The sequence below is a fragment of the Sedimentitalea sp. XS_ASV28 genome (assembly GCF_041224545.1).
In the GTDB taxonomy this organism is placed as follows: domain Bacteria; phylum Pseudomonadota; class Alphaproteobacteria; order Rhodobacterales; family Rhodobacteraceae; genus Sedimentitalea.
Genome location: NZ_JBGFGP010000132.1, coordinates 74,081 through 89,237 on the forward strand (window position 1 = coordinate 74,081; position 15,157 = coordinate 89,237).

At 61.1% G+C, this 15,157-nt stretch carries 19 protein-coding genes, 1 tRNA gene, 1 pseudogene and 1 riboswitch; of the genes and pseudogenes, 14 read left to right on the forward strand and 7 right to left on the reverse strand.

Annotated elements, in window-relative coordinates; translation table 11 throughout:
• Window positions 1-25: 25 nt before the first annotated feature.
• Complete coding sequence (locus AB9K34_RS12080) at window positions 26-253, forward strand: WGR domain-containing protein (RefSeq protein WP_369954683.1); 228 nt, start codon at window positions 26-28, stop codon at window positions 251-253.
• A gap of 33 nt (window positions 254-286) precedes the next feature.
• Here AB9K34_RS12080 and AB9K34_RS12085 read toward each other — a convergent pair whose 3' ends face one another.
• A complete protein-coding gene (locus AB9K34_RS12085; RefSeq protein ID WP_369954684.1) occupies window positions 287-745 on the reverse strand; it encodes an Lrp/AsnC family transcriptional regulator in 459 nt (152 codons plus the stop codon).
• 141 nt (window positions 746-886) lie between these two features.
• On the opposite strand from AB9K34_RS12085, the gene ald reads away from it, so the two are divergent.
• The gene (gene ald, locus AB9K34_RS12090; RefSeq protein ID WP_369954685.1) at window positions 887-2,002 is read left to right on the forward strand and encodes an alanine dehydrogenase; all 1,116 of its coding nucleotides are present in this window, start codon (window positions 887-889) and stop codon (window positions 2,000-2,002) included.
• 112 nt (window positions 2,003-2,114) lie between these two features.
• Here the strand turns inward: ald and AB9K34_RS12095 are convergent.
• The 4 genes from AB9K34_RS12095 to AB9K34_RS12110 form a co-directional block, all read right to left on the reverse strand.
• Window positions 2,115-2,191: transfer RNA gene (locus tag AB9K34_RS12095), tRNA-Met, on the reverse strand.
• Between the two features lie 89 nt (window positions 2,192-2,280).
• On the reverse strand, window positions 2,281-3,087 hold the full coding sequence (locus tag AB9K34_RS12100; RefSeq protein WP_369954686.1) for a mechanosensitive ion channel family protein: 807 nt from the start codon (window positions 3,085-3,087) through the stop codon (window positions 2,281-2,283).
• A gap of 94 nt (window positions 3,088-3,181) precedes the next feature.
• On the reverse strand, window positions 3,182-3,607 hold the full coding sequence (gene mscL, locus AB9K34_RS12105) for a large conductance mechanosensitive channel protein MscL (RefSeq protein WP_369954687.1): 426 nt from the start codon (window positions 3,605-3,607) through the stop codon (window positions 3,182-3,184).
• A 158-nt stretch (window positions 3,608-3,765) separates the two neighbouring features.
• Window positions 3,766-4,215 (reverse strand): YtoQ family protein, encoded by a 450-nt coding sequence (locus AB9K34_RS12110; protein ID WP_369954688.1) that lies wholly within the window; start codon window positions 4,213-4,215, stop codon window positions 3,766-3,768.
• Window positions 4,216-4,417: 202 nt separating this feature from the next.
• Window positions 4,418-4,517: riboswitch (TPP riboswitch) on the forward strand.
• A gap of 6 nt (window positions 4,518-4,523) precedes the next feature.
• Here AB9K34_RS12110 and thiD point away from each other — a divergent pair.
• Genes thiD through AB9K34_RS12165 form a run of 11 tightly spaced genes read left to right on the forward strand, consistent with a single transcriptional unit; the run spans window position 4,524 to window position 12,662 of the window.
• Entirely contained in the window at window positions 4,524-5,381 is an 858-nt protein-coding gene (gene thiD, locus AB9K34_RS12115) for a bifunctional hydroxymethylpyrimidine kinase/phosphomethylpyrimidine kinase (RefSeq protein ID WP_369954689.1), read from the forward strand.
• Window positions 5,378-6,373, forward strand: coding sequence for an FAD-dependent oxidoreductase (locus AB9K34_RS12120; RefSeq protein WP_369954690.1), 996 nt, complete (start codon window positions 5,378-5,380; stop codon window positions 6,371-6,373). Before thiD ends, AB9K34_RS12120 begins: the two co-directional genes overlap by 4 nt.
• Window positions 6,357-6,554 (forward strand): sulfur carrier protein ThiS, encoded by a 198-nt coding sequence (thiS, locus tag AB9K34_RS12125; RefSeq protein WP_369954691.1) that lies wholly within the window; start codon window positions 6,357-6,359, stop codon window positions 6,552-6,554. The genes AB9K34_RS12120 and thiS overlap by 17 nt, the downstream gene beginning before the upstream one ends.
• Before the next feature lie 4 nt (window positions 6,555-6,558).
• On the forward strand, window positions 6,559-7,332 hold the full coding sequence (locus tag AB9K34_RS12130; protein WP_369954692.1) for a thiazole synthase: 774 nt from the start codon (window positions 6,559-6,561) through the stop codon (window positions 7,330-7,332).
• Entirely contained in the window at window positions 7,329-7,925 is a 597-nt protein-coding gene (locus AB9K34_RS12135) for a thiamine phosphate synthase (protein WP_369954693.1), read from the forward strand. The genes AB9K34_RS12130 and AB9K34_RS12135 overlap by 4 nt, the downstream gene beginning before the upstream one ends.
• Window positions 7,904-8,917: a ThiF family adenylyltransferase gene (locus tag AB9K34_RS12140; RefSeq protein WP_369954694.1), complete on the forward strand. Its 1,014-nt coding sequence runs from the start codon at window positions 7,904-7,906 to the stop codon at window positions 8,915-8,917. Before AB9K34_RS12135 ends, AB9K34_RS12140 begins: the two co-directional genes overlap by 22 nt.
• Window positions 8,914-9,852 (forward strand): ABC transporter substrate-binding protein, encoded by a 939-nt coding sequence (locus AB9K34_RS12145; protein ID WP_369954695.1) that lies wholly within the window; start codon window positions 8,914-8,916, stop codon window positions 9,850-9,852. Before AB9K34_RS12140 ends, AB9K34_RS12145 begins: the two co-directional genes overlap by 4 nt.
• On the forward strand, window positions 9,849-10,529 hold the full coding sequence (tenA, locus tag AB9K34_RS12150) for a thiaminase II (RefSeq protein WP_369954696.1): 681 nt from the start codon (window positions 9,849-9,851) through the stop codon (window positions 10,527-10,529). Before AB9K34_RS12145 ends, tenA begins: the two co-directional genes overlap by 4 nt.
• Complete coding sequence (locus AB9K34_RS12155) at window positions 10,529-11,260, forward strand: ABC transporter ATP-binding protein (protein WP_369954697.1); 732 nt, start codon at window positions 10,529-10,531, stop codon at window positions 11,258-11,260. Before tenA ends, AB9K34_RS12155 begins: the two co-directional genes overlap by 1 nt.
• Window positions 11,251-12,000, forward strand: coding sequence for an ABC transporter permease (locus tag AB9K34_RS12160; protein WP_369954698.1), 750 nt, complete (start codon window positions 11,251-11,253; stop codon window positions 11,998-12,000). Before AB9K34_RS12155 ends, AB9K34_RS12160 begins: the two co-directional genes overlap by 10 nt.
• An 11-nt stretch (window positions 12,001-12,011) precedes the next feature.
• Window positions 12,012-12,662: a TenA family protein gene (locus tag AB9K34_RS12165; RefSeq protein WP_369954699.1), complete on the forward strand. Its 651-nt coding sequence runs from the start codon at window positions 12,012-12,014 to the stop codon at window positions 12,660-12,662.
• Between the two features lie 293 nt (window positions 12,663-12,955).
• Here AB9K34_RS12165 and AB9K34_RS12170 read toward each other — a convergent pair whose 3' ends face one another.
• Together AB9K34_RS12170 and AB9K34_RS12175 are read right to left on the reverse strand one after the other, a co-directional pair.
• Complete coding sequence (locus tag AB9K34_RS12170; protein WP_369954700.1) at window positions 12,956-14,020, reverse strand: AI-2E family transporter; 1,065 nt, start codon at window positions 14,018-14,020, stop codon at window positions 12,956-12,958.
• 222 nt (window positions 14,021-14,242) lie between these two features.
• Window positions 14,243-14,362: pseudogene (locus tag AB9K34_RS12175) on the reverse strand (IS481 family transposase); the annotation flags it as partial.
• A 116-nt stretch (window positions 14,363-14,478) separates the two neighbouring features.
• Here AB9K34_RS12175 and AB9K34_RS12180 point away from each other — a divergent pair.
• The gene (locus tag AB9K34_RS12180) at window positions 14,479-14,778 is read left to right on the forward strand and encodes a hypothetical protein (RefSeq protein ID WP_369954701.1); all 300 of its coding nucleotides are present in this window, start codon (window positions 14,479-14,481) and stop codon (window positions 14,776-14,778) included.
• Window positions 14,779-15,157 lie beyond the last annotated feature (379 nt).

Consider the following 15,157-nt stretch of genomic DNA (forward strand, 5'->3'; position numbering starts at 1 on the left):
GGATCCGGCGTCCTAAGATCTGCGCATGGCCATCTGTCTGCTCTATCGTCAAACACCCCGCCGCGCGCCCCGGTTCTATCGCGTCGAGATCGCGATGAACCTGTTTGGCGAGGTATCGGTATTGCGGGAATGGGGCGTGGCGAGGGGGCGCGGACACGGGGTCATCAATGTCTTTGGCAATCTGCGCGATGCTTCAATCGCGGCCGACAGATACCGCAATCGCGCCATTGATCGGGGATATGCGCGCGCCTGACCGCATCGGCCTCTCGCCATCGAGACCCGTACATCACACCGGCAGCGCCGTCGTCTTGAAAACCGTGCGCAGGGCAAAGCTGCTTTGCATCTGTACAACGCCCGGCAATCGCGCGAGAAACTGGCGATGGATGCGCGCGAAATCCTCGGTATTCTCGGCAACGACCTTGAGCAGGTAATCCGCCGATCCCGCCATCAGGTGACATTCAAGCACATCCGGAATGCGCGACACCGCTTTTTCGAAAGCGTCGAGCACCTCATCGGCCTGTCCCTGCAGCGTGATTTCGACAAAAACGGTGGTGCCCACGCCCATCTTGCGCGCATCCAGCAGTGCCACATAATCGCGGATATAGCCCTCTGCATCCAGGCGCTGCACCCGACGATGGCAGGCCGAAGGCGACAAATTGACCTTGTCCGACAGGTCCGAATTGGAAATCCGGCCCGATGCCTGTAGAACAGCGAGAATGCGCCGGTCGAGCGCGTCTAGCCCCATTCGCGCAACTCCTTTGCGTTATTCGACGGAATTTCGCAAGATTATTCGATTTTTCCGCAGGCTGCCAGTAACAAAATCACGAACCTTGCGGCCACATCGTTCAATACTCGCTTCATACCGAAACTCTAAACAGGATTTACCATGAAGCTTGGCTGCCCCAAGGAAATCAAACCCCAGGAATTTCGCGTCGGGATCACTCCGAACGCTGCCCAGGAAGCCATCTCACACGGGCACGAGGTTCTGATTGAAACGCAAGCCGGTATCGGTGCCGGATTTGAAGACGCGGCCTATGCCGCCGTGGGCGCCACGATCGTAGGGACCGCAGCGGAAGTATTCGAACAGGCCGAGATGATCGTCAAGGTCAAGGAACCGCAGGCGGTCGAGCGCAAGATGCTGCGCGAGGGACAGGTGTTGTTCACCTACCTGCACCTTGCCCCCGATCCGGAGCAAACCCGCGACCTGCTCGACAGCGGCTGTACCGCCATTGCCTATGAAACGGTGACCGACCGCCAGGGCGGGCTGCCCTTGCTGGCCCCCATGTCAGAGGTTGCAGGCCGCCTTGCGCCGCAGGTCGGAGCATGGACGCTGCAAAAGGCAAATGGCGGACGCGGCGTGTTGATGGGGGGCGTGCCCGGTGTCGGGCCAGCGCGCATCATCGTGATCGGCGGCGGCGTGGTCGGGACTCATGCGGCGCGCGTCGCGGCGGGGATGGGCGCGGATGTCACTGTGCTTGACCGGTCGTTGCCACGGCTGAGGTATCTCGACGATGTGTTCGGCGACGTGTTCAAGACCGGGTATTCAACGGCAGGGTTGATGGACGAACTGCTGCCGCAGGCGGACATGGTGATCGGTGCCGTCCTGATTCCCGGCGCGGCGGCCCCCAAGCTGGTGACACGCGCCCAGTTGGGCGGCATGAAACCCGGTGCCGTGCTGGTCGATGTGGCCATCGATCAGGGCGGGTGCTTTGAAACCTCAAGGGCGACCACCCACAGCGATCCGATCTACGAGGTTGATGGAGTAATGCACTATTGCGTTGCCAACATGCCGGGCGCCGTGGCCCGTACATCGACCATCGCGCTGGGGAATGCGACGCTGCCGTTCATGCTGGCGCTTGCGGACAAGGGTTGGAAACAGGCCTGCACCGATGATCCCCACTTGCTGGCGGGTCTGAATGTGCACGCGGGTCAGCTCACCTATGCCGCCGTGGGCGAGGCGCTCGGCATCCCGGTCTGCCCTCCGGAACAGGCAATCGCGTAAAAACCACAGCAACTCGCGCGGGGCATGGCACCGTCCCGCGCGCATTGAGCACAGCCACGCTGCGGGCATGCGTCGACGCGGGCATTTTGTGCGTATCAAAAGTGGAAAAGGTTGGTAGCGTGAGGCGGACTTGAACCGCCGACCCCAGCATTATGAGTGCTGTGCTCTAACCAGCTGAGCTATCACGCCGAACCTTGGGGGGCCAATTAGCGAGGACCGGGGCCGGTGTCAATCAGCAGAAATGACATCCGGCCAGATCTTTGTGGTTCCGTGCGGAATCAGTCCTCTTTCTTGATTTCAACCGTGTGCGGATAGGGAATCGAGATGCCTTGGGCGTCAAATGCTTCCTTGACGCTGCGGGTCATATGGAATTTGAGGTCCCAGTAATCCGCCGCTTTGCACCAGATGCGCGTTGTCAGGTCAACCGAACTGTCGCCCAGATTCGTCACCCGGACCCACGGCTCCGGGTCTTTCAGAACGCGGTTGTCGGCATTCGCCTGATCAAGGATGATCTGCATCGCCTTGCCGGCATCGTCGTCATAGTCGATGCCAAAGACCAGATCGACGCGACGGGTGTCGTGGTGGGAATAGTTCTGAATGATCGCCCCCCAGGCCTGCCCGTTTGGAATGATGATCTGCACATTGTCGGGAGTTGCCAGTTCGGTGAAGAACAGGTTGAGATCGACGACCGTACCCGAGGTGCCCGCCACATCGACATATTGACCGAGCTTGTAGGGCCGAAACAGGATCAGCATGAAGCCTGCCGCGAGGTCCGCAAGCGTCCCCTGCAAAGCAAGCCCTATGGCAAGGGTCGCCGCGCCCAGCATCGCCACAAGGCTGGTCGCCTCGATACCGAAGATGCCCAGAACCGCGACCAGCACGATGAGCAAAACGATCCAACGCACCATGCTGGCGACAAAATTGCCCAGCGTCTTGTCGATCCGCGGATGCCGGTTCACCCGCTGGCGTACAAAGTTCGAAAGGACGCCCGCAAATATCCAGCCAATAATCAGAACGACCAGCGCCTTGGCCGCATTCAGAACGAGCGGTCCAAATCCACCCAATTGTTCCGTCAACTGTTCCATTCATTCCGCCTTTTGCTGTTTTGTTGATCCTGGTCCGGTTAAAGAAAAAGGGCCTGCCGGAAGCAAGCCCTTTCCATTCGCGCGAGTGGTATTTTTATTGCTTTTTGAGAGTGTCGCGAATCTCGATCAACAAATCGACCTCGCTCGGACCGGCGGGTTCTGCGGGAGCCTCTTCTGCAGGCTTTTCGCCCAGCGATCTCGCGCGGTTAACGGCCTTGACCAGCAGGAAAACAACGAAGGCGATGATAAAGAAGTTGATCACCGCCATGACGAAACGACCCCAGGCAAAAACCGCCGCACCGGCTTCTTCGGCTTCTGCAATCGAGGAATACTCACCATCGCCGAGCACGATATATTGCCCGGAGAAATCGATACCGCCCATGAAAAGGCTGATAATGGGATTGATCAGGTCGGACACCAATGATCCGACAATTGCGGTAAAGGCCGCACCGATAATGATGCCAACGGCCATGTCCATGACGTTGCCCTTGGCGATAAAGTCCTTGAATTCCTGAATCACTATCATTTCCCCTGGAAAGAAGTTCGAATTGAAATCACATCCCTGCGATGTGGCAGAATTCTAGCTCACAAAATGCACTGAAAACAGGGGGAAAGCGCGGCGTCTTCTCCCCGAAACGCCGGGCGGCGAAAAAACGCCATCGCAGGGTCTGGTTTCAATCAGTCCGGCAGCTTGCCGGTCAGCACATAGCGCAGCACTTCGACCACCTGGCGCGGTTCCTCGGCCACGGCGAGCGCCGCCGCGTGCACCTCCTTGAGCGCATGCTGGTGCTCGGGCGGATTCAGCACGATCAGCGACTTGCCCAATGCCGCCGCATAGCCCGCGTCAAAGGCGGCGTTCCATTGCTTGTACTTGTCGCCGAAACGAACCACCACGACATCGGCATCCGCCAACCCCTTGCGCGTGCGGATCGCGTTGACCATCGCACCCTTGTGGTCGTGCCAGTACTTGTTCGGCTCGGCCCCGAGGATGGCCACCCCGCAATCGTCGCTGGCATCGTGATCGGTGACCGGGCTGTTGAAACTCACATCCAGCCCCTGCGATCCATCAATGATCTGTTCGCGCCAGTCCGTGTGAATTTCGCCGGATAGATATACCTTCAGGGTCATTTCGTCGCCTCCTGCTGTGTCGGTCTCAGACCTATCGCAGGTCGAACAGGGCAGCAACCAGCGGACCGATGCACGCCATTCCGGCTGGCCGCGGATATTCACCATGCCGCATCGGGGATTGGGGATTGCGTTTCCGGCGATCCACTCCTATTCACGTCATGACATAGGTCGCATCGGCCCCGTTCGGGGCATTCGGCCAGACAATCATCCGTCGGGGGGCCCTATGGGCTGAGAGGTGCGCGCACCGACCCGTCGAACCTGATCCGGGCAATACCGGCGTAGGGAACGGGTAGATCGCGCAACCGCGCATGAACTCACTTCCCCGCTGGCACGCCCGAAAAACCGGAGACGTGCCGTTGAATGCCAAGACCCCGATTGCCCTGACGATTGCAGGCTCTGACAGCGGAGGCGGCGCCGGGGTGCAGGCAGACATCAAGTCGATCTGCGCAAACAGCGCCTATGGCGCGAGCGTGATCACCGCAGTGACAGCGCAAAACACCACGGCGGTGACCGCCGTGCACGAGATCCCGGCCGCGATCGTCGCCGCGCAGATCGAAGCGGTGCTGTCAGATCTTGACGTCGATGCAATCAAGATCGGAATGCTGTTTTCGCCGGCAGTCATCGAAACCACTGCAAAATGCCTTGATACATTTGACGGCCCGGTCGTGGTCGATCCGGTGATGATCGCGAAATCCGGCGACGCGCTGTTGCAGGACGCGGCGGTCGAGGCAATGATCCGCCATATCCTGCCCCGCGCGACGGTCCTGGCCCCGAACCTGCCCGAGGCCGCGCGGCTGCTCGGCGAACCCGAGGCGCGCTCCCCCGAAGCGATGGCAGAACAGGGCCGGCGTCTGGTGGCGATGGGGCCGCAAAGCGTCCTGATGAAGGGCGGCCATGCCAGCGGCGAAACCTGTACCGACCTGCTGATCGATGCGACGGGTGTGATCGCGACCTGCGAGGCCGCACGGGTGCACACGCGAAATACACATGGCACCGGCTGCACCTATTCGGCGGCGATTGCCGCGCATCTGGCAAGGGGGGCCGATCTCCCTGCCGCCGTCAGAGCGGCACATGGCTATCTGCAATCCGCGATCCGCGCGGCGGACGATCTGCACATCGGCGATGGTCATGGTCCCGTCCACCACTTCCACGCGCAGTGGTCATGACGGACATCACCATCATAGGGGCCGGTGTCGCGGGCCTGTGCATTGCCCGCGCCCTGCTGGATCGCGGCGCAAGGATCACGATGGTCGACCGCCAGTCAGAGCCCGGGCCACATGCCTGTTCGTGGTGGGCGGGCGGTATGCTCGCCCCGTTCTGCGAGGGCGAAAGCGCCGAGGAACCGGTGGTGCGCCTCGGTTCGGAAGCGGCGGAATGGTGGGCGGCCCAAACCGGTGCCGTGGTACGCCACGGCTCGCTTGTGGTGTCGCCAAACCGCGACAAATCGGACCTTGTGCGCTTTGCGCGCCGCACCAGCGGGTATCGCAAGCTCGCAGGCCCCGAAATCGCGGCGCTCGAGCCCGACCTTGGCGACCGTTTCACAAGCGGGCTGTTCTTTGAAACCGAGGCGCATCTGGCGCCGCGCGCAGCCCTTGCGCATCTGCGGGCCGGCCTTGCCGCAGATGGCGTTACATTCGTGCAAGAGAACGCCGATCCGGACGCCTGTGCCAAACGAGGTCTGACAATCGATTGCCGTGGATTTCAGGCCCGCGACGCCCTGCGCGATCTGCGCGGCGTCAAGGGCGAAATGCTGGTGTTGTCCTGCCCGGAAATCGAACTGCACCGGCCCATCCGGTTGCTGCACCCGCGCGTGCCGCTCTATATCGTGCCGCGCGGCGACGGCATCTTCATGCTGGGCGCGACGATGATCGAAGGCAGCGCAGGCAAACATGTCACCGCGCGTTCAATGCTCGAATTGCTCAGCGCGGCCTATGCGCTGAACCCTGCCTTTGGCGAGGCCGAGGTCATCGAAATCGGTGTCGACAGCCGTCCGGCCTTTCCCGACAACATGCCACGCATCCGGCGCGACGGAAACCTGATCCGGGCCAATGGTTTGTATCGCCACGGTTTTCTTCTGGCCCCGGCATTGGCACGGATGGTGGCCGAACTGATCTTTGACAACAAAACCCCAGAGGTGATGGATGAAAGTGCAGATTAACGGCGATCCGGTCGACATGCAGGGCACCACTCTGGCCGACCTGCTCGAAGCGGAGGGGTTCGGCGGCGCCAAGGTTGCCACCGCCGTGAATGGCGAATTTGTGCCGGCGTCATTGCGCGCCGGACATGCTCTGACCGAGGGCGACCGCATCGAAGTGCTCGCGCCCATGCAGGGCGGATAAGACAATGCGCGACTTTTACGGCACCCGCCTTGCCAGCGGCTTCATGCTTGGCACCGCACAATACCCGTCGCCCGCGATCCTCGCCGATGCGTTCCGGCGCAGTGCCGCGAGCGTCGCGACCGTATCGCTGCGACGGGAAAGCGGTCGCGATCGTCAGGGACAGGATTTCTGGCAACTGATCCGCGATCTTGGCGTTCACGTCCTGCCCAACACCGCCGGGTGCCACAGCGTCAAGGAGGCCGTGACGACGGCCCACATGGCGCGCGAGGTCTTTGATACCAGGTGGATCAAGCTTGAGGTCATCGGCGAGGAAGACACGCTTCAACCGGATGTATTCGGCCTTGTCGAAGCCGCGCGGATCCTCTCGGAAGACGGATTTCAGGTGTTTCCCTACACCACCGAGGATCTCGTCGTGGCCGACAGGTTGTTGCGGGCGGGATGCGAGGTTCTGATGCCCTGGGGCGCGCCCATCGGGTCGGGGCTGGGGCTGAACAACATCTTTGGGCTGCGGGCGATGCGCGCCCATTTTCCCGACACCCCGCTGGTGATCGACGCCGGGCTGGGGCTACCTTCACAGGCGGCAGCGGCGATGGAACTGGGCTTTGACGCGGTGCTGCTGAACACCGCGGTTGCCAGGGCCGGTGATCCCCCCGCGATGGCAGAGGCCTTTGCCAATGCGATCCGTGCGGGCCAACAGGCCCATGCCGCCGACCCGATGGAGCCGCGCGACATGGCCGCGCCCTCGACACCGGTCATCGGGAAGGCGTTTCTGGAATGACACTCGACCGCTTCTATCCGATTTTCGACAGCGCCGCCTGGCTTGACCGGCTGGTGCCGCTCGGGATCAAGCTGGTACAACTGCGCATCAAGGACGCATCGACCGACGAGATCCGCGCGCAGGTACGCAGCGCCAAGTCGGTCTGCGACGCCCACGGCTGCACGCTGATCGTCAACGACTATTGGCAGATCGCGATCGATGAAGGATGTGCCTTTGTCCACCTTGGCCAGGAAGACCTGGATGACGCCGATATCACCGCGATCCGTGACGCGGGCCTGCGTCTGGGCATCAGCACGCATGACAAGACGGAACTGGCGCGTGCGCAAGCGCTGGCGCCGGATTACATCGCCCTCGGGCCGATCTATCCGACGATCCTCAAGAAAATGAAGTGGCACGAGCAGGGACTCGACCGGCTGACAACATGGCGCGGGTTGATCGGGGATACGCCGCTGGTGGCAATCGGGGGCCTGTCGGTCGAACGCGCGCCCGGTGCGTTTCAGGCCGGGGCCGACATCGTCGCCGCCGTCACCGACATCACCCTGAACGACAACCCCGAGGACCGTGTGCGCGCATGGCTGGCAGCGACGCGATGAACCGCTACGCGCGCCAGACCTGCCTGCCCGAGGTCGGCGACGTCGGGCAAGCCGCTCTCGCAGCGGCTCATGTTCTGGTTGTCGGCGTCGGGGGCCTGGGCGCCCCGGTCCTGCAATATCTCGTCGGCGCGGGTGTCGGGCGGCTCACGCTCGTGGACGGCGATACCGTTGCGATGTCGAACCTGCACCGGCAGACCCTGTTCCGCGAGGCCGACATCGGCGAACCCAAGGTCAGCGCCGCCGCAAAAACCCTGCGCGCATTGAACCGTGATTGCAGGATTGAACCGCTTGTGCAGTCGCTGGACCCGGCAAATGCCCCGGGTCTCGTGGGGCAAAGCTGCCTTGTGCTGGATTGCGCCGACAGTTTCGCGACCAGTTATATCCTGTCCGATGCCTGCCGCGCGGCGGGCATACCGCTGATCAGCGCCTCGGCGCTCGGCCTTGCCGGATATGTCGGTGGGTTCTGCGGAACCGCTCCTTCGTTGCGCGCGGTCTTTCCCGACCTGCCCGACCGCGCCGCAACCTGTGCCACCGCGGGCGTCATGGGGCCGGTGGTCGGCATGATCGGAGCCGCGCAGGCGCAGATGGCACTGGCCAGTCTCCTGGGGCAATCTCCATCACCGCTGGGCCAGTTGATCCGCTTTGACATGCAAAGCTTCCGAACATCCGGCTTCCGGTTCGATACCGCGCCGGATCCACAGCCGGATCTGATGTTCATCGCCCCTGGCGCAATCGCCGCGCCCGATTTCGTCGTCGAACTGCGCGACACCGGCGAAGCGCCCGCACCGGTCTGCGCCCATGCCCGACGCCTGAGCGTGGCGGAATTCGCCGAGCGGAAACCCCGACCCGCCGGCGACCAGCGCGCTGTCATGGTGTGCCGCTCCGGTCTGCGGGCCTGGCAGGCGGCCACCACCCTCCGCACCTATTGGGACGGAGAAATTTCACTCATCGCAATGGGCGATACGCCATCCAACGAAGGATCCACCAAATGAGACTTGCTTCACTGACCGCCACCATTGCGTTTGCAGCTTCGCCGCTGATGGCTGCGGATGACATGACCATCATCCTCGACTGGTTCATCAACCCGGACCATGGGCCGATCATCGTCGCGCAGGAAAAGGGCTATTTTGCAGAGCAGGATCTCGCGGTCGAAATCATCGCCCCTGCGGATCCCTCCGACCCGCCCAAGCTGGTCGCGGCGGGTCAGGCGGATCTGGCGATTTCCTATCAGCCGCAACTGCACCTGCAAATCCACGAAGGCCTGCCGTTGCAGCGGGTCGGAACACTGGTGGCCACGCCGCTGAACTGTCTGCTGACACTGGCCGACGGGCCGATCCGGACACCTGCGGATCTGACAGGCAAAAAGGTCGGATTTTCGGTTGGCGGAGTTGAGGAAGCGGTGCTTGGATCAATCCTGCGCCATCACGATCTGTCACTGGACGATGTCGAGCTTGTCAACGTGAACTGGTCGCTGTCACCGTCGCTGATGTCGGGACAGGTGGATGCCGTGATCGGGGCCTACCGGAATTTCGAATTGAACCAGATGGACATAGAAGGCGTCGAGGGCAACTGCTTTTTCGTCGAGGAAGAGGGCCTTCCGGCGTATGACGAGCTTATCTACGTCGCGAATACCGGGTCGATGGACAAGGACATGATCGCCCGCTTTCTCGCCGCAACCGAGAAGGCGACACAATATATCGTGAACCACCCGCAAGACAGCTGGGAGGTGTTCTCCGGAACCTCTGCCGAGCTTCAGGACGAGTTGAACGCGCGGGCCTGGACCGACACGCTGCCCAGGTTCGCGTTGCGCCCCGCCGCGCTGGACGCCGGGCGCTATGCCGCGTTCGAAAGCTTTCTAAACGAGGCCGGGCTGACCCCGAACGTGAACGCCGTCTCCGAGATCGCAATCGACGTGACAGCGGAATGATGCGCCCCGACTATGGCAAGACCTTCGGCCTCTGGCGCGCGGGCGCGGCAGAGTCGTGGCATACGTATACACATCATCCGTTTGTCGAGGGCCTGCGCGACGGCACGCTGCCGCACGCGTGTTTTCTGCATTACCTGATCCAGGATTACGTGTTTCTCGTGCATTTTTCCCGCGCGTGGTCGCTGGCCCTCGTCAAGGCGGAAACGCTGGACGAGATGCGGGTCTGCGCCGGCACGGTCGATGCGCTGGTCAACCACGAGATGGGGCTGCACATCATGACATGCGCGCAAGAAGGGATCGACGAGACCACCTTGTTCAACGCGGCCGAGGCGGATGAAAACCTCGCCTATACCCGCTATGTCATGGATGCCGGTTTGCAAGGTGATTTTCTCGACATCATGGCCGCTCTGGCGCCCTGCGTTATGGGTTACGGCGAAATCGGGCTGCGCCTTGCGAATGAAAAAAACGCCGATACGCCCTATGCCGAATGGATCGCGACCTATGCCGATCCCGACTATCAGGCCGTTTGCACCACGGCGGGCGCGATGATCGACTCTGCCGTGGCGCGGCGGATCGGCGATCTCGCCGGCGCACCGCGTGCGGCACGGTTGCAAAGCCGGTTCACCCGCTCGACTCGGCTTGAGATCAATTTCTGGCAAATGGGGCTGAACCGCTGATGTCAGGCTCACCGGGGATCCTGTTGCGTGGACGGCACCGCATTGATGGCAAGCTGCTGTTCGATGTGGATCTGGATATCCCCGCCGGCAGGTGGACCTGCCTTCTGGGCAAGTCGGGCGTCGGAAAATCGACCATCCTGCGCCTGATCCTCGGGCTTGACACCGGCGGCGTCTTCAGCGGCACGTTTCATGCGACAGACAACGCACCGCTGGACGGCCGGATCAGCTATATGGCGCAATCCGACCTGCTGCTGCCCTGGTTACCGGTGCTGGAGAATGTCTGTGTCGGGGCGCGGCTTCGCGGTCAAAACCCCGATCTGGCGCGCGCCGAACGACTGCTGGATCGGGTCGGGCTGTCGCGCCACGCCGCGCAAAAACCCGGCACGCTTTCCGGCGGGATGCGGCAACGGGCGGCGCTGGCCCGTACCCTGTTCGAGGACCGCCCCGTCGTGTTCCTGGACGAACCCTTTTCTGCACTTGATGCGGGCACCCGCGCGGACATGCAGGAACTTGCCGCCGAAGTCCTCGTTGGCCGAACCGTGCTGCTGGTGACGCACGATCCGGCCGAGGCCGCACGGCTGGCGGATCAGATCACCGTGCTGACCGGTGAGGGCGCGCAGGACTGGCCCGTCCCCGTCACCCCTCCCCTGCGTGCGATAAACGCACCCGAAACCCTGGCCTGCCAGGCACAACTTCTCGATTATCTGCGAGGCCGCAAGGCATGCGCCTGAGAGATATCCTGCTGGCGCTTCTGATCGGGGTCGGTCTCTGGCAACTGGTGGTGGTCATCACGGATGCACCACATTTCATCCTCCCCTCACCCTGGCGGGTGGCACGGGCGGCCTGGAGCAGCCGGGCGATCATCGCCGAGAACGCATGGGTTACCCTGACCGAAGTGCTTCTGGGCTTGTTGGCCGGCACGGTTCTCGGGGCGCTGACCGCGATCCAGCTTGCCTATTCCCGCACGGCGGAACGTCTCATGTTGCCGATCCTCGTGTTCACGCAAGCCGTGCCGGTATTCGCCCTGGCACCACTGCTGACTCTGTGGTTCGGCTATGGCATGGGATCGAAAATCGTGATGGCGGTTCTGATCATCTATTTCCCCGTCACCTCGGCCTTTCATGACGGGCTGGTCCGGATCGACAGCGGCTATCGCGATCTGTCGATCTCGATGAGTGCGAACAGATGGAACTTCCTGCGCCACGTCCAGATCCCCAACGCCCTGCCCAGTCTTGGAACCGGCCTGCGTCTGGCGGCGGTATATGCCCCGATCGGAGCGGTGATCGGCGAATGGGTCGGCGCGTCGCGCGGGCTCGGATATCTGATGCTGCTTGCCAACGGGCGGGCCAAGATCGACCTGATGTTCGCCAGCCTGATCGTGCTCGCGTGCCTGACGGTGGTCCTGCACATCCTCGTCGGCCTGCTGGCCACCCAACTCACCCGCTATGCGCGGGGCATATCCATCACCTAGAGGGCTCAGACATGCGCGCCACGGATCTGCTGCAACACTCCGTTCAAGAGGACTGGAACGCGGCCACCGACCATCCGTTTTGCAAGTCGCTGGCGGACGGATCACTGTCGCAAGACAGGATGCGCTGGTATCTCGTTCAGGATTACAAGTTCATTGACCACTTCGTGAGATTACTGGCCACCGCCATCGCCCATGCGCCGACACTGGCCGACGGCCTGCCCGCGGCGCAGTTTCTCGGGTTGGTGACCAGCGACGAAAACACCTATTTCCTGCGTAGCTTCGAAGCATTGAAGGTTTCCGAAGACGACCGCAACGCGCCCGCCGCGCCCGCCACCCGCGCGTTTCAGACGCTGATGACCGGGGCGCGGCTCTCGGGACGGTACGAACAGATGCTCGCGGTGCTCGTGGTCGCCGAATGGAGCTATCTCACATGGGCAACGCGCTATGCCGCCTACGACCCGGAACTGCCTTTCTGGTTTGCAGAGTGGATCGACCTGCACAGCGGCGAAAGATTTGAAGCTGTCGTGGCCTATCTCCGCGGCCAGCTCGACAGCATCTGGCCAGATCTCGACGATCAACAAAGGACAGACGCCACCGCGATGTTCCAACAGGCCGTGGCCTGCGAACGGGCCTTTTTCGACGCGGCGTGGGAGTGCGGATAACAACTGTATTCTCAGGCGGTCCGAAGCTGCCATTTCTGATCTGATTGAACGGGAATTTTCACGATAGAGACGAGCTTGCCGGCGTTGGCCTGATAGACAGGAATGACAGCCAGACGACATGGGTCATCGCGTCAGGCGGAGAACCGTCGCGGCGACGGCGCCGACATCGGTCATGCAACCAAGTCGCATCTCACATCAACGGTCGCATTCAATCGACGCTGCCTGGCAACTCCATGCCACGCTCGAAATCGCTACATTCCACGATTTGCACGAGTCCGGAATTTTCCGCTCGCCTAAGTCTCAATGAGGCTTTCGTCCTCTGCGCCGAGGAAAAGCCCGATCTTTCTGGTTGAGGGGAAATGATCGAGAATGATCTTGGCGGACGCCAGAATCGGAACCGCGACAACCATGCCGATGACCGACCAGATCCAGGCAAAGAACGCGACTGCTGCAAAAACGATCGTCGGATTGAGCTTCAACCTGCCCGAGATCACATAAGGCGTCACGAATTGCCCCTCGATCCCAGACAGCGCCATGTATCCGCCCAACGCCAGGAATGCCGCCCAGAAATCGCCAAAGGCGCTATAGCTGGTCAAGGCCATGAGACAGGCGCCGGCGATTGCTCCGAGATAGGGTATGAAGTTGAAGGAAAAACCGATCAGGGCGAACAGCAGAGGATTGGGGATATCCAGAGCCCAGGCAAGCAATCCGATCGACAGCCCGAGACCGGCGTTTATCAGGCTGATACCCGCGAGATAAATGGCAAGGCGGTCCACGACCTCATTTACCACCCGCACCGCGACCCTCTTGTCTTCTAGGCTCGGCAGGACCGAGACAAACTTTCTCACGAAACTCCGTCCCGAAGCGATCAGGAACAGCAGCATGACCAGGGTAAAGATCAACTGGCCGGCAAGTGAGGGCGCGATCGATGCGATACGAAAAACGATGCCCTGATCTTCTTTCACCCGGACCTCAAGCGCGGTGCCGTCATCGTCGCTCAACGCCTCGACCGTTGCATCTGCCGCATCCTGAAGCCTGTCGAAAACCCCACCCGCGCTGTTGGCAAGATCATATCGCAGGCGGCTGAGCATGGCGGGCAGATTGTTGATCAGCTCGGTAAGCGGCGTGACAAGCGAGAACATGACAAAGATGATGATACATGCGAGACCGAAAACGACGAAAAGCGCGGTGATGATGCTGGGAACGCCCAGTCTTGAAAGCCGGCGCTCAAGCGGCATGCTGGCAAGATACCCCAAAAGCGCCGCCGTCATCGGGATCAGGAACCCTGATGCCCAGTTCAGAAAGAAAATCGAGGCGTAGATAAACAACCCGATCAAAGGCCATCGCATGGCATGCATGGTACAAATCCCTGGCCGAGAACTCCCCGATCACGGAACCCTCGCATCAAATTGGAAAACACCCCGTCCCATCCGGGATAGCTCACGTTTACAGTCGTCTTAGACGTTCAGAATTTACTCTTCAAGAAACAGTGGTATCGCCGACATGCACATTTTCGTAGATCATCCTGCAAGCCGTGTTTGCGCAATGCTCCGAGAATGTGATCGTGCCCGGCGGCATCAGTGTGCCAAGGTAGGTCTGCGATGAGTCAACGAAAGCGGCAGCAGCGTGTGGCGCCGAAACGCGGCGATGGCCGCCCCCTCAGCCTCAGTGAGGACCGTCGAGCGTGGCTCCTTTGGGCCGGTCTAAAAGCAAAGCCGTCTGGCTCATGAGGCGGTAATATCGCCCTTACCGTTGGATCGTCTGCAAACGGGTGATCTTGCCCGCGACCTTCTGAGGTTGATTTCAATTTTTAAAATTGTCACTCTTCACCTTTGAAGTTGAATATGAAAAATTAGCTCTGGTTTTGCTGCTTGGTATTGTTGGTTGCGCAACAGGTGTGATGCAGTCCCTTGTCGGGAAAACGCTGTCAGAGGTTCAGGCAAAATATGGTCCGCCGGTTAACCAAATTGACGGTGGCGCCAAGGGCCGTGGTTTCCAGTGGCAACTCGGCCATTCTCCAACCGGATCACGCTGCTATTATACCCTCTATGAGCAACCACAGGGGGAAGATTATCTCATCACATCCTTTGAAAAACCTAGGTCTCTTTGTGAATAGTAGTTTCTCGCAGCACTGGGCAGCCAAGACAGAAGCCGGACCATAGCAGTCCCCTCAAGCTGAAAAGTGATTCCAGAGATGCGTCCGCGCATGGCCCTGCGCAGCATCTTGTAGCGGTAGTTCGTTGTCCAGACAGCGTGATGCCGGTGGCAAGATACGGTGTGCGATCCGGGTTGAAAAGGCCATGAGAACTCTCCCTGTTCCTGGCTTTCACGTAATGGCGAGCCAAGACAGGAAGCCCACATTTCCCAAGTAAGGCGCTGATTTCGCTGTCCTGACCATTATATTTCCTATATAAAACATGGTGTTGAAGGCTGCGAGGGGCGCGTTTTATGGATCACCCAGAGGGTGCGGGCTTGCAACGGGCAGATCGGGTGGA

What these genes read in the sequence shown, in the direction of transcription:
- AB9K34_RS12135 (WP_369954693.1), top strand. Translation starts at nt 7,329, where the DNA reads ATGACACTCGACCGCTTCTATCCGATTTTCGACAGCGCCGCCTGGCTT.
- AB9K34_RS12160 (WP_369954698.1), top strand. Translation starts at nt 11,251, where the DNA reads ATGCGCCTGAGAGATATCCTGCTGGCGCTTCTGATCGGGGTCGGTCTC.
- AB9K34_RS12155 (WP_369954697.1), top strand. Translation starts at nt 10,529, where the DNA reads ATGTCAGGCTCACCGGGGATCCTGTTGCGTGGACGGCACCGCATTGAT.
- AB9K34_RS12165 (WP_369954699.1), top strand. Translation starts at nt 12,012, where the DNA reads ATGCGCGCCACGGATCTGCTGCAACACTCCGTTCAAGAGGACTGGAAC.
- ald (WP_369954685.1), top strand. Translation starts at nt 887, where the DNA reads ATGAAGCTTGGCTGCCCCAAGGAAATCAAACCCCAGGAATTTCGCGTC.
- AB9K34_RS12080 (WP_369954683.1), top strand. Translation starts at nt 26, where the DNA reads ATGGCCATCTGTCTGCTCTATCGTCAAACACCCCGCCGCGCGCCCCGG.
- AB9K34_RS12130 (WP_369954692.1), top strand. Translation starts at nt 6,559, where the DNA reads ATGCGCGACTTTTACGGCACCCGCCTTGCCAGCGGCTTCATGCTTGGC.
- AB9K34_RS12100 (WP_369954686.1), bottom strand. Translation starts at nt 3,087, where the DNA reads ATGGAACAGTTGACGGAACAATTGGGTGGATTTGGACCGCTCGTTCTG.
- thiD (WP_369954689.1), top strand. Translation starts at nt 4,524, where the DNA reads ATGAACTCACTTCCCCGCTGGCACGCCCGAAAAACCGGAGACGTGCCG.
- AB9K34_RS12170 (WP_369954700.1), bottom strand. Translation starts at nt 14,020, where the DNA reads ATGCATGCCATGCGATGGCCTTTGATCGGGTTGTTTATCTACGCCTCG.
- tenA (WP_369954696.1), top strand. Translation starts at nt 9,849, where the DNA reads ATGATGCGCCCCGACTATGGCAAGACCTTCGGCCTCTGGCGCGCGGGC.
- AB9K34_RS12145 (WP_369954695.1), top strand. Translation starts at nt 8,914, where the DNA reads ATGAGACTTGCTTCACTGACCGCCACCATTGCGTTTGCAGCTTCGCCG.
- AB9K34_RS12085 (WP_369954684.1), bottom strand. Translation starts at nt 745, where the DNA reads ATGGGGCTAGACGCGCTCGACCGGCGCATTCTCGCTGTTCTACAGGCA.
- AB9K34_RS12120 (WP_369954690.1), top strand. Translation starts at nt 5,378, where the DNA reads ATGACGGACATCACCATCATAGGGGCCGGTGTCGCGGGCCTGTGCATT.
- thiS (WP_369954691.1), top strand. Translation starts at nt 6,357, where the DNA reads ATGAAAGTGCAGATTAACGGCGATCCGGTCGACATGCAGGGCACCACT.
- AB9K34_RS12110 (WP_369954688.1), bottom strand. Translation starts at nt 4,215, where the DNA reads ATGACCCTGAAGGTATATCTATCCGGCGAAATTCACACGGACTGGCGC.
- AB9K34_RS12140 (WP_369954694.1), top strand. Translation starts at nt 7,904, where the DNA reads ATGGCTGGCAGCGACGCGATGAACCGCTACGCGCGCCAGACCTGCCTG.